Origin of the sequence: Corynebacterium sp. HMSC06G04 (assembly GCF_001807365.1) — a bacterium.
Lineage (GTDB): Bacteria > Actinomycetota > Actinomycetes > Mycobacteriales > Mycobacteriaceae > Corynebacterium > Corynebacterium simulans.
Genome location: NZ_KV788619.1, coordinates 17,464 through 29,151, shown reverse-complemented (window position 1 = coordinate 29,151; position 11,688 = coordinate 17,464). Strand labels below are relative to the sequence as shown.

Genomic DNA, 11,688 nt, shown 5'->3' with positions numbered 1-11,688 from the left:
GGTCTTCCGGTGGTGCATGCGCTACAACACGCGCAGGCGGCACTCCTGGTGCAATCTCGTAGCTCCTGATGTCTTTGAAGCCGAGACTTCGGCTATACTGACCACAGCAGCATAGCTAGCCCCCGATGTGTCCACTTTCCGGGGGTCGGGCCCCGCAGCGATCAACCACCTGGCCAGCCTGTTTATAGCTTTTTCCAGCGTCAACAAGTTTCAAAGCTTTAGCGATGCGATCCCGCTCGCGTTGTATGGCTCCACCGCGACTGGTATTAGCGAGTTCGATACCGTCTTGGGCAAGGTATCGGTAAGCAGTCTGTGGGAAACCAGTCTCTTTCAGTGCGCTATGCGCAGACTGGCCGCTTTCTACAAGAGCAACGACCTTTTGGTACTGATCTTTGAATTTATTCTCAGTCAGACTCCGCTGACGCTGACCACGGCTAAGGCCCTCAGCCTGACGCCACACCTTCGCCGTAGCCTTCGAGACCCCCAACTCCTTCAGGATCACCGACATCGGACGCGCATCATGCAGATACGCCTCCACGTACCGCTCACACAGCCTCTTATCACTTGACATCTACACAACCTCCTAGCTGTATAGATGCATTCACCACCTGAACTCGCCTTCCCTGCACGGCACCGATTTGGCAGTTAGGGCGAAATCCTCGCCGTGCCCGGCGCCATAACCCAGGCCCACAAAATAGATCTCTGCGCACATAGCCCCGAATCCGCACCGCACGGCCGCATGGCGTAGAATATGCGGTCTGAAAGCTTTCACAACTCGTTCAGGAGGACTTCGTGCCACCAAAGGTCACTGACACTCAGCCCGCTGCAGACCAGAACAATGCAGTCGAGGAGGAGACCGCCCGCGCTGCGCGCCGCATCGTCGCTACTTATGCTGAGGACTTCCTCGATGGCGTGACCTTGATGTCCATGCTCGGCGTCGAGCCAGATGGCTTGGTACACAAGAAGGTCCTTGCAGAGCAGGAAGACGCTGCGCCAAAGAAGACCTCTAAGAAGTCCTCGAAGAAGGCAACCAAGAAATCTTCGAAGAAGACCACCAAGAAGGCAACGAAGAAGTCGACCAAGAAGTCCACGAAGAAGACCGCCAAGAAGGCTTCTAAGAAGACCACGAAGAAGGCCTAAGAACAATGTCTGGCCACGACAATTCCTTCGTGGTGGTGGCCAACCGCCTCCCCGTGGATCTGGAGATCCAACCGGACGGCACCCGCACCTGGAAGGCCTCGCCTGGCGGCTTGGTTACTGCTTTGTCGCCAGTGCTGGAGGCCGAGCAAGGCTGCTGGGTGGGCTGGCCAGGCATCACAAACGACGCCCCGGAACCTTCCCACACCGAAAACGGTGTGCTGCTGCACCCGGTCAAGCTAACCGACGTGGATTATGAGGGCTTCTACGAAGGCTTTTCCAACGCCACCCTGTGGCCGCTCTACCACGACCTCATCGTCACCCCGCAGTACAAGCGCGAGTGGTGGTACTCCTATCGCGAGGTCAACCTGCGCTTTGCCGAGGAAGTAGCAAAGGTCGCAGCGCCCAACGCCACGGTGTGGGTACAGGACTATCAGCTGCAGCTGCTGCCAGGCATTCTGCGCCAACTACGCCCCGATCTCACCATCGGCTTCTTCCTGCATATTCCATTCCCTTCCGCAGATCTCTTCCTGCAACTGCCATGGCGCGAAGAGGTCGTCCGCGGGTTGATGGGCGCCGATGTCATCGGATTCCACCTCGAATCCAATGCCCGTAACTTCTTAGAGCTGGCCACTCGACTCGGCTTAGAGGTCACGGGCGAGGTCAGCACCCGCGACATCACTGCCGGCATCAAGGTCGATGGCCGCACCGTTGGCGTGGGCGCGTTCCCGATCTCCATCAAGTCCTCCGACATGACGCGGTTCAGTAAGGCGGAGGACCGCGACGTCGCCAAGCTGCGTGCGGAATTCGGCGGCCACCACCGCGTCATCTTGGGCGTCGATAGGCTGGACTACACCAAGGGAATCCTGCAGCGTCTCAAAGCTTTCGAGGAGCTGCTGGAGTCGCAGGCGCTGGATCCGAGCGAGGTTACGCTGGTACAAATTGCCACGCCTTCGCGCGAGCGCATCGACCATTACCGCGTGACCCGCTCGCAGGTCGAGGAAGCCGTAGGCCGCATCAATGGGCGCTTCGGCCAGATTGGGCGGCCAGTGGTCCACTACGTGCACCGCGCAGTGGACAAGGACATGCTACGCAAGTACTACCGGCTTGCCGACGTCATGCTGGTCACCCCCTTCAAAGACGGCATGAACCTGGTGGCCAAGGAGTATGTGGCCTGCCACGACGACGGCCGCGGTGCATTGGTGCTCTCCGAGTTTGCCGGCGCCGCCGCGGAGCTCAAGCAGGCCAACCTATGCAACCCTTTCGACATAGAGTCCATCAAACGCGCCCTGCTCAGCGCATTGAAGGCGCTTGATGATTCACCCGACACCATGCGCCAGCACATGCTCGACCTGCACGCACAGGTGGTCCAACACGACGTGGATGTATGGTCGCGCGCCTTTTTGAGCGCCCTAGAGAAAGCAGCGAAGAACAAGTGAAGCGAGTAATTACAGCGGCACTTCTCGCCGCATCAATGACACTTAGCGCCTGCGGCTCCGAGGATTCAGGGCCGCAGCCACGCGGTGACGAGAGAATCGTGGGCAAGGACTGGCAAGTAGTGGCTATCTACACCAAGCCGGATGAGCCTTCTGCGATTCCGCAGACCGCTAAGGCGGTGCCACAAATGAGCTTCGGCGAATCCTCCATTGTGGGCTCTACTGGCTGTGCGCCGTTCCAAGCCAAGGTCTCCTACAGCGAGGCCGAGGATGCCGCCAATATCCGCGACGCGGACACCATGCACATCGATAAGGTGCGAATGGATACCCGTCCCGACGATTGCACCGGCTCGGCACTATGGGCGGATAATCTGCTACGCAATCTGCTGGCGGAAGACCATGATTTTGAGGTTCGGCTAAACCCGAATAATCAGCTGGTTCTGACTCTGGATACCGCCGAGGTGGACTCCCCCGCTATTCGCATGGTCTCGCTTTAGGGCTGTTTTAGGATGAGGGCATGATTGAAAAGCTCGCAGCAACCAAGCATCTGGCCGTAGTTTCTGACTTTGATGGCACCCTCGCCGGTTTTGCCAATGACATCTATGCGGTTCACGCCGAGCCGCGGTCGTTGGCTGCCCTGGAGCGTCTGGCGAAGCTGCCGGATACCACGGTAGCGGCGCTTTCTGGGCGCCACCTGGAAGGGCTAAAGCGCGTCTTCCCGCTGCGCGAGCCGGTTCTGTTGGGCGGCTCCCACGGCGCGGAGTCCTCGTGGCAGGACTCTTCCCTTTCGCCGGAAGCCCAGGCGCACTTGGACCGCAAGGAAGCAGAAATCCGTGAGCTGATGGAGCGCTTTCCTGGCGCGGAAATTGAGATTAAGCCTTTCCAGCGCGTGTTCCACCTGCGCCGCTTGGAGCTTACAGACCCAGAGCTAGCCGCCGAGGCCTACGCTGCTGGCCGCGCACTCGACCCAGCCGGTTTCCCCATGACTGCCGGCAAATCTGTCATCGAGTTCTCCGCTACCCAGGCCACGAAGGGCTCATGGATTTCCGAGCTGCGCGAGCGCGTCGGCGCCACCGCCACCGTCTTCCTGGGAGATGACGTCACCGATGAAGACGGATTCGCGGTTTTGAATCAGCCGCCAGACCTGGGCGTGAAGGTTGGCGAGGGCGAGACGCTAGCCGCACACCGCGTTCCGGATATTGCGGCTGTGTCTGATTTCTTGGAGGAGCTCGCTGCGGCCCGCGCGGTTCACCTCGGCGCTTAAGCGTGATGCGCGGTAAACGGGGCAAGCGCGGTAAACGGGGCAAGCGCGGTACATTTTGCCAAATAAGGCGCTGATTTCGGCAAGTTTTGGCGCAATATTTGGCAAAGTGTGCCGACTAGAGCCGCCAATCCAATAAATGCTGCTCGCGCGGCGAGCCCACCGTGGTCCCCTCGTTGAAGCGGGTGGGCAGCAGCTTGTGGTCGTGCGCTGGGGCGGTCTCGGAAAGCGCGGCGTCGATATGCTCGGCCAACATGTGGCCTGCCGCCGCGCCTTTGGCTTTATTCGGCTGGACCACGGTAGTAAGCCCCGCCAGCAAGGCGGTGGTGATGCCGTCAAACCCCGTCACGGAGAGGTCTTTCGGTGCCGCGAGGCCAGCATCGCGCAAGACGCCGAGCACGCCGAGCGCCATCGAGTCGGTGGTGCACAGCACGGCGGTCAGCTCCGGGTGGGTGCTGAAAAGCTCGGTGGCCGCGGAACGCGCGGTGCTTGCATCGTTGATGTGGCGGGTGACAATGGGAATCTCGCCAATGCCTGCCTGCGCAAATACATCGAGAGCGCCCAGCACGCGGTCGCGCTGGACGTGCATGTCTGCGCGTTCGACCTGCTCCGGGCTTACGAAACCATCGATGCGCTCGTGGTGGAGGCGAATGCACAGGATGCCAATGCGGCGGTGGCCGGCCGCGAGCAACGCGCGGGCGGCGGGCTTGATTGCCTCGCGGTCATCGATGCCCACGAAGGGAAGGCCAGAGTCCTTGGGCTGATCGCAGACCACCAGCGGAAGACCACGCGTTCGCGCCGCTTCCACGGATTCGGACGAGACCGAGTAGATAACGAAGCCATCCACGGCGGCGCGGGTGAGGAGGGCGGCAGCGTCGTCGGAAGGGGCGTCGGGCCCTGCGGGAATCAGAGTTAGGGTGGTCGCGGCACCCGTGGATGCCTCTGCCATGCCGGCTAGAAAATCAACGGAGGCGGCGTCCTCGAAGGCGTAGGACAAGTGCTCGGTCAGGAGGACCCCCGTGGAGCCCGCGCGGCGAGTGCGCAGGCTGCGCGCGGTGGGGTCGGGGCCCGTGTAGCCGTGGGCTGCGGCCGCGGAGAGAATGCGCTCGCGCGTGGCTGGGGCCAGCTGGTCTGGGCGATTATATGCATTGGAAACGGTGGTACGCGAAACACCCAATTCAGCAGCCAGCGAGGCTAGCGTTTTCCGATTCTGGCTGCGTTTTACCATGCTGGCTACCCTACCCTGTTCACCTCTGCGTTTCGCGTTTCAGGCAAGGTCTTTAGCGAGCGGATTTTCAATACATTTCCATTTGACAACAATTTTCAACAAACGCAAACTAGAGGGCATGAGTTTTTCCCTTAAATCCCTGGCTGCGCCCGCCGCTCTCCTGTGTGCAGCCAGCCTCACCCTGGCCGGTTGCTCCAGTACCGATAGCGCCGACGAGGACACCATCAAGGTCGTCGCCTCCACCTCCATCTGGGCAGATGTGGCCCAGGAAGTCATCGACTCCGCACAGAGGCAAGACGTCAAGATTGAGGTCGAGCCAATCGTCAAGGGCAACGGCGTCGACCCGCACCACTTCGAGCCCACCGCGGCAGACATCGCTAAGGCCAACGAAGCCGACGTCCTCATCGTCGGCGGAGGCGGATACGATTCCTGGCTGTACCAGGCAGTAAAGAACCAGGACGAGATCATCCACGCCCTCCCTCTGACCGACCACGGCAAGCTCGACGAAGAGCCGGACGTCGTCACCGCGGCAGAGGCCAAGGACATCGCCAAGAAGGAGCCCTCCAAGGTCACCAACATCGAGGGCAACGAGCACGTCTGGTACGACGCTGCCGCCATCGAGAAAGTGGCCACCGAGGTCGCCGACCTAGTCAATGAGGCCAACCCAGAGGCCAAGGCATCTGCAGACCCGCTGTTGGAGCGCGTCGAGGACATTAAGGCGCGTGTCGAGAAGCTGCCGAAGCTCAACTATGCGCAGACCGAGCCGATTGCGGACTACATCATGAAGTACACCCTTGCCTTGGACGTGACGCCGGAGGGCTTCCGCAAAGCCACCGTGTCTGAGGGCGAGCCGACTGCCGCCGACCTCGCACGCTTCCTAGAGGCCATCAAGGAAGACAAGGTCGATCTGCTGATTTATAACCCACAGACCGAGACCGATATCTCCTCGCGCATCCACAAGGCAGCCGAGGAGCGCCACATCCCTATCGTGGAAATCGGCGAGACCCCACCAGAGGGCACGAACTTCCTCGACTACTACGAGCAGGCCGTGGATCACCTCGAGGCAGCTTAGTGCTGGTTCAATTTCATGAAGCGGCCGTGGAGCCGCTGTGGTCGGGGCTCAACCTGGGCGTCGACAAGAGCGAATTCATCGCCGTCTTGGGGCCAAACGGCGTGGGCAAGTCCACCTTGCTGGGCACCATCCTGGGCACGCGCCAGCTCACCGGGGGGCGCGTGGACGTCAATTCGCGGGTTGGCTTCATTCCGCAGCAGCGCATGTTTCCGCAGGATCTTCCCATGCGCGCTCGGGATTTGGTCTCACTGTCGTTGGCACACGGGGCCATCGCTAAGCGACGCCCCTCCCGCGCCCGCGTCAACGAACTCCTCGCCGAGGTGGGTGCCACCGGCATCGCCGAGCGCCGCGTGGGGCAGCTTTCGGGCGGTCAGCAACAGCTCATCCGGCAGGCCCAGGCGCTGGCCGATGACCCGCAGCTCATCCTTGCCGACGAACCATTACTCTCGCTCGATCCTGCCCGCCAGCAAGCGACCGTGGAAAAGCTCGACCGCTGGCGCAAAGAACGCGGCACCTCCGTGTTGTTCGTGACACACGGCATCAACCCGGTGCTAGGCGTGGTGGACAAGGTGCTCTACATCGCCCCGCATGGCCACATGTTTGGCGCTGTGGATGAGGTGATGCGCTCGGATGTCTTGTCTGAGCTGTACGGTTCCAAGGTCAACGTCATCGAGGTCGATGGGAGACTCATCGTTGTCTAATAAGTTTTTCGAAGACACCCAGTATCTGCTCGGCGTCGATTTCGTGCAGTCTTCCCTGTGGGCCTGCGCGCTGCTGGGCATCCTCTCTGGTGTGATGACCTCACTCATCGTGCTGCGCCAAATGTCCTTTTCGGTGCACGCGACGTCTGAGCTCGCCCTGATGGGCGCTTCGGCGGCCCTGCTCTTCGGATTTAACTTAGGCTTTGGTGCCATCGCGGGCGCCATCGTAGCCGCCATCATCCTCGCGGTGTTGGGGTTGAAAGGCCAGCAAGACAGCGCGATTGGCGTGGTGATGAGCTTTGGCCTTGGTCTATCGGTGCTGTTTTTGCATCTCTATCCGGGCAATTCCAATACGGCGATGACCCTGCTGACCGGCCAGATCGTGGGTGTTTCCGCGGCCTCGGTGTGGCTGCTGGCGCTGACTACCGTCATCATCGTGGGCGTCGTGTTGCTCTTCTGGCGCCCGCTGCTTTTCGCTTCCGCCGACCCGGTCATGGCGCAGGCAGCCGGCGTACCGGTGCGCGCTATCTCCGTAGGCTTTGCCATTCTGGTGGGCCTTACCGCGGCGCAGTCGGTGCAGATTGTCGGTTCGCTGTTGGTCATGGCGCTGCTGATTACACCGGGCGCAGCGGCAGTGCAGATCACCTCCTCGCCGGTGCGCGCGGTGCTGTGGTCCACGCTTTTCGCCGAGGTCGCCGCCGTGGGTGGCCTTATCCTCTCGCTAGCACCAGGCTTGCCGGTCTCGGTCTTCGTGACCACGATTTCTTTTGTCATTTACCTGGTTTGCCGTCTCATCGGCTGGCTGCGCAACCGCCGTGCCGTGCGCGACGACATCGCCGCCGCCCGCGTCACCAAAGCTCACTTCGAGGGCCGCAGCGATTCGGAAAAGCACCACACCAGCACGCACGACGAAACCTGCGCTCACCCCGACTAAACTTTTGTTCCATGACCATCGTGGAATTTCAGGGATTCAAGCGTAAGTACTCCGTCGTCGCGCCGGAAAATCCCGGCCCGAACCTGCTGCTTTTCCTCCACGGTTCGCTGCAAAATGGCAGCGTGATGCGGCGCTTTACAAACGGTACTTTCGACGAGCTCGCCGCCCGCACGGGCACGGTGGTTGTCTACCCCGACGGCGTGGACAGGCACTTCAACGACGCCCGCGCGGTGCTTCCGGTCAAGACCCGTGAGCTTGGCATTGACGATGTCGCCTTTCTCCAACACGTCGCCGCCACCGTACAGGAGGAATACGGCACGCAGCGCACCTTCGCATGCGGTTATTCCAACGGTGGGCAGATGGTAATTCGCCTGCTTTTCGACGCCCCCGGCTTCCTCAACGGCGCTTGCATCTTCGCCTCGACGATGGGCAGCGGCGCTAACCATGCGCCGTCTAATCCCGAGGGCTATAAGCCCACCCCAATCCTCATGATGCATGGCACGGCGGACCCGTTAGCACCTTATGAAGGCGGCCAGGCTGGCCTCGCGAATAGCTCCCGCGGCGAGGTTACTTCCGCGTTGTGGACTGCGCAGCACTTCGCCACGATGAACGGTTGCTCTAAGGCCAAGGTAACCCGCCCGTTTTCTGATGTGTCTTTGGATTCCTGGGAAGGTGACAACCCCGTCGAACTGTGGACCATGGAAGGCGTGGGCCACGTCATCCCCTCGGGCAACGAGCTCGACGCGCGCTTGGGCCCGAATACCGATAGCTTCATCGCGGCCCAGGTGGTGGAGGACTTCTTCGGCTTATAGCTGAAGCGTCCTGGGCTTAGTTCCTACCTCAGGTAAGTGAAGTGTCCCAGATTCTGTTCCGTCTGGATAGATGGGACAAGACTTGGAACACTTCAACTCCGGAACCAAGATCCTTTCAACCTAAACGTGTCATTCATGGTAAATAGTGGACGACAATTCGTGGCGGGTTCAGACAGCCTGAGCCTTTTCATTGATGCGCGTTGCACATTCAGTCGGATTATTCAAGGACACGATGAGCCGATCGAAATGCTCGTCTTTAAGCTCGATGACAACGGCATTCTCATAGCCGCTGATGTTCCAGAATTGTCGGCCGCCACCCGTGTGGAAGGTGCCCGCTAGCTTCTGTCCGCTGCGCAGCCCTGGCGCGCGAAGACCTTTAGGCTCGTGCTTCATGCCCGGGTCATGGGTAGCGCCTCGCACATGCTCCCACGGAACCGTGATGCTGCCGGTCAGAGACCAAAGCTTGTCTAGCCCGAGTGGTTCGATGATGAGCTCTGTATCTGTCAGAGTGAGTTTGTTGTTCATAATGGCTCTCCTTAGTGTTTGCGTCCTTGTGCACGGGCCAGCACATGCTGTCCTAGCGATTCCGGGCCGGTGAAGCACAGTTCATAAGCCCGCTGGATAAGCTCGCGTAAATCCTTACTGACTGGCGCCACCTCAACCAGTGCCACCACCACGAAGTCCTTTGCAGCATCCGACAGTCGGCCGCCTTCAGCTTCAGCGCACACCGTTTCAGCTGCTGCACGAAACAGTCCATGTTTCGAGCCGAAGAGGTTGTAGAAACTGGACCGGTTAAGTCCCAGCTGATTCACCACATCATCCACGGAGACTGCAGTGAATCCGCTCGTGCCAAATAACGTGATCGCGCCGGCAAGAACTTCTCTTTCATTAAATTTACGAGGCCGCCCCATGAGTTTCATACTACTCATTCCAGAACGGTTTGTCCATAACTAGATCGCTGTTGGCCACACAGCGAAGCCGAATCATTCAAGCGACGTTTCTAACAAATAGAGGCCGCCGCGAAATGTGCCAACGTAACAGAAAATCCCCGCCTCAATGTGAGACGAGGGACAGAGGGCGAACGGGGACTAGTTCAGGCCCGGAATCTTTGGCAGCTGTGGCTGCGGGGATGTTGAGACTAAAGACGCGGTTGATGGTGGGGATGAGGTCGTAGGCAGCACCGCCAAGGACTGCGATGACAGCCAGGATTGGAGCAATAATCTTTGCGCCGCGGCTCGAGCTAGCGAAGAAGGCCGCAGCCATGTCGTCGGCAGATGGCTCGTTGGTGTTGCTACACGCTCGACGATGCGTACCGATACGCTGCCCATGGAGGCATTGGAACATGCGTTAACGACTGCAGGACGAATCCATGGAAACCAGCTGATTCACCATAGCGATTGAGGCAGCCAGTACATGTCACTGAAGTATTCCACCGCACTAGCGGAATCCGGCCGAGCGTCGGAACGGTCGGAGATTCTTATGACAACGCTCTCGCCGAGACAGTCAACGGGCTTTACAAAGCTGAACTCATTCACGCCCACGGCCCGTGGACATCGGTGGGGAAGTCGAACTGGCCACCTTGCGGTGGGTGCATTGGTGGAACACCAAGCGCCTTCACGAAGCATTGGACTACGCCACCCCGCAGGAGGTAGAAATCGAGTACTATCTCACCCAGCCCGTCAGTACGGGGTAGTAAAAGAAGCGGAACTAAACCCAGGACGCTTCAAAATAAGCCAGGTTAGATAGCGAAATACCGCTTTCGATGTGAGTCTGTGGTAGTCCACAGCATCCGACTCTTAGAAGCCGTGAATACAACTTCATTGTCGCGGGGGTTCATCAGAGCGGAATGCAACGGTTTAGATTAGCTACCTGCAGCGCATTGCAGGTAGAACGCTTAAAGGCTTCATACCGGCCCTCTACGACGCCTCAAACGAGGCGCACACAAACTGGTATGTGCGATGTCCGAGGCGCACACCTTGTGCTCACAATGATGGAAGCCACGTAGCCCCTAGGAGGCTTTATACCTGGAGATACGTACCCACGACACGCCGTAGCGGACACACATTTTGCTACTTAGCCCTGCCCAAAAGCTAAAACCAGGCCGAGTAAAACAGCAAAAAGGCGCCGCACAACGCGACGCCTTCCAATTTACGTGTTACTTCGCAGCGCGACGCTGCCGAGCAAACTCCGAAAGCACTGCACCCGCAGCAACGGATGCGTTTAAGGACTCAACCCAGGCGGTCATCGGGATGGACATGATGACATCGCAGTTCTCGCGGACCAAGCGGGAGATGCCCTTTCCCTCAGAGCCGATGACGATGACCACGGGATCCTTGCCACCCGCATAGGTGTCGAGCGTGTGCTCGCCGCCGGCGTCCAGGCCAACGACCTGGTAACCGGCTTTCTGGAATTCCTGCACGGTGCGGGTCACGTTAGTCACGCGCGCGACGGGCAGGCGAGCTGCGGTACCAGCAGAGGTACGCCAAGCCACCGCCGTAACCGAAGCCGAACGGCGCTCCGGAATGATGACGCCGTGGCCGCCGAACGCCGCAACGGAGCGGATAACCGCGCCCAAGTTACGCGGGTCGGTGATGTTATCCAGAATGACAAACATGCCAGGCTCGCCAGCGTCCTTCGCGCGGTCCATCAGGTCATGGAAATCGGCGTACTTATAAGGCGGAATCTGCAGGCCAATGCCCTGGTGCATACCGTTGCCGGTCATGCGATCCATCTCGTGACGCTGAATCTCAAGGATAGGAATGTTGCGGGAATTCGCAATGGCCACGGCCTCCGACAGGCGCGCATCGTTGCGGGTGCCCTGCACGACGTACAGCGAGGTAGCAGGCACCTTTGCGTGCAGGCACTCGACAACCGGGTTACGGCCGACGACCATCTCCGCCGTCTCCTTCTGGTGGCGGCCCGAGTTACGGCGCTCGCGCTCCAGCTTGGCCTTGTGCTTCGCGTGGTAGACGCGATCCTCTGCCTTAGGCGTTGGGCCCTTGCCCTCAAGGCCCTTCTTTACCTGGCCGCCACTGCCCTTAGTGGCGCCTTTCTTGTTTGTCTTGCGGATGCCCGCGCCGCCGCGGCCGTGCGTACGTGCCATGAAT

At 60.0% G+C, this 11,688-nt stretch carries 14 protein-coding genes and 1 pseudogene; 9 read left to right on the top strand and 6 right to left on the bottom strand.

Annotated features, from left to right (window positions below):
* Window positions 1–115: 115 nt before the first annotated feature.
* Window positions 116–571: a hypothetical protein gene (locus HMPREF3158_RS09050; RefSeq protein WP_049063229.1), complete on the bottom strand. Its 456-nt coding sequence runs from the start codon at window positions 569–571 to the stop codon at window positions 116–118.
* 221 nt (window positions 572–792) lie between these two features.
* On the opposite strand from HMPREF3158_RS09050, the gene HMPREF3158_RS09045 reads away from it, so the two are divergent.
* Genes HMPREF3158_RS09045 through otsB form a run of 4 tightly spaced genes read left to right on the top strand, consistent with a single transcriptional unit; the run spans window position 793 to window position 3,837 of the window.
* Window positions 793–1,140: a hypothetical protein gene (locus tag HMPREF3158_RS09045; protein ID WP_062037217.1), complete on the top strand. Its 348-nt coding sequence runs from the start codon at window positions 793–795 to the stop codon at window positions 1,138–1,140.
* A 5-nt stretch (window positions 1,141–1,145) separates the two neighbouring features.
* Window positions 1,146–2,576, top strand: coding sequence for an alpha,alpha-trehalose-phosphate synthase (UDP-forming) (locus tag HMPREF3158_RS09040; protein ID WP_062037213.1), 1,431 nt, complete (start codon window positions 1,146–1,148; stop codon window positions 2,574–2,576).
* A complete protein-coding gene (locus HMPREF3158_RS09035) occupies window positions 2,573–3,070 on the top strand; it encodes a metal ABC transporter substrate-binding protein (protein WP_235591083.1) in 498 nt (165 codons plus the stop codon). Before HMPREF3158_RS09040 ends, HMPREF3158_RS09035 begins: the two co-directional genes overlap by 4 nt.
* 20 nt (window positions 3,071–3,090) lie before the next feature.
* Window positions 3,091–3,837: a trehalose-phosphatase gene (otsB, locus tag HMPREF3158_RS09030; RefSeq protein WP_061924620.1), complete on the top strand. Its 747-nt coding sequence runs from the start codon at window positions 3,091–3,093 to the stop codon at window positions 3,835–3,837.
* 115 nt (window positions 3,838–3,952) lie between these two features.
* Here the strand turns inward: otsB and HMPREF3158_RS09025 are convergent, their stop codons facing one another.
* The gene (locus tag HMPREF3158_RS09025; RefSeq protein WP_070498232.1) at window positions 3,953–5,062 is read right to left on the bottom strand and encodes a LacI family DNA-binding transcriptional regulator; all 1,110 of its coding nucleotides are present in this window, start codon (window positions 5,060–5,062) and stop codon (window positions 3,953–3,955) included.
* A gap of 118 nt (window positions 5,063–5,180) precedes the next feature.
* Here HMPREF3158_RS09025 and HMPREF3158_RS09020 point away from each other — a divergent pair, with 118 nt between their 5' ends.
* From HMPREF3158_RS09020 to HMPREF3158_RS09005, 4 genes are read left to right on the top strand one after another with little or no spacing between them, the layout of a single operon-like run.
* Complete coding sequence (locus tag HMPREF3158_RS09020; RefSeq protein ID WP_070498229.1) at window positions 5,181–6,134, top strand: metal ABC transporter solute-binding protein, Zn/Mn family; 954 nt, start codon at window positions 5,181–5,183, stop codon at window positions 6,132–6,134.
* The gene (locus HMPREF3158_RS09015) at window positions 6,134–6,835 is read left to right on the top strand and encodes a metal ABC transporter ATP-binding protein (protein WP_070498226.1); all 702 of its coding nucleotides are present in this window, start codon (window positions 6,134–6,136) and stop codon (window positions 6,833–6,835) included. Before HMPREF3158_RS09020 ends, HMPREF3158_RS09015 begins: the two co-directional genes overlap by 1 nt.
* On the top strand, window positions 6,813–7,769 hold the full coding sequence (locus tag HMPREF3158_RS09010; protein ID WP_096337007.1) for a metal ABC transporter permease: 957 nt from the start codon (window positions 6,813–6,815) through the stop codon (window positions 7,767–7,769). The genes HMPREF3158_RS09015 and HMPREF3158_RS09010 overlap by 23 nt, the downstream gene beginning before the upstream one ends.
* Window positions 7,770–7,780: 11 nt before the next feature.
* Window positions 7,781–8,581 (top strand): CE1 family esterase, encoded by an 801-nt coding sequence (locus tag HMPREF3158_RS09005; RefSeq protein ID WP_070498219.1) that lies wholly within the window; start codon window positions 7,781–7,783, stop codon window positions 8,579–8,581.
* 168 nt (window positions 8,582–8,749) lie between these two features.
* Here the strand turns inward: HMPREF3158_RS09005 and HMPREF3158_RS09000 are convergent, their stop codons facing one another.
* The 3 genes from HMPREF3158_RS09000 to HMPREF3158_RS08990 all read right to left on the bottom strand — a co-directional run bounded on the left by HMPREF3158_RS09000 (window position 8,750) and on the right by HMPREF3158_RS08990 (window position 9,925).
* The gene (locus tag HMPREF3158_RS09000; RefSeq protein ID WP_062037194.1) at window positions 8,750–9,106 is read right to left on the bottom strand and encodes a hypothetical protein; all 357 of its coding nucleotides are present in this window, start codon (window positions 9,104–9,106) and stop codon (window positions 8,750–8,752) included.
* Between the two features lie 11 nt (window positions 9,107–9,117).
* Entirely contained in the window at window positions 9,118–9,501 is a 384-nt protein-coding gene (locus tag HMPREF3158_RS08995; RefSeq protein WP_235591244.1) for a TetR/AcrR family transcriptional regulator, read from the bottom strand.
* A gap of 133 nt (window positions 9,502–9,634) precedes the next feature.
* Window positions 9,635–9,925 (bottom strand): hypothetical protein, encoded by a 291-nt coding sequence (locus HMPREF3158_RS08990; protein ID WP_145915050.1) that lies wholly within the window; start codon window positions 9,923–9,925, stop codon window positions 9,635–9,637.
* Here HMPREF3158_RS08990 and HMPREF3158_RS12805 point away from each other — a divergent pair.
* Window positions 9,845–10,274 (top strand): annotated as a pseudogene (locus tag HMPREF3158_RS12805) (integrase core domain-containing protein); the annotation flags it as partial. The gene HMPREF3158_RS08990 and the pseudogene HMPREF3158_RS12805 overlap by 81 nt on opposite strands.
* A 462-nt stretch (window positions 10,275–10,736) precedes the next feature.
* Here HMPREF3158_RS12805 and rlmB read toward each other — a convergent pair.
* A complete protein-coding gene (gene rlmB, locus HMPREF3158_RS08980) occupies window positions 10,737–11,684 on the bottom strand; it encodes a 23S rRNA (guanosine(2251)-2'-O)-methyltransferase RlmB (protein WP_062037186.1) in 948 nt (315 codons plus the stop codon).
* Window positions 11,685–11,688: the final 4 nt, after the last annotated feature.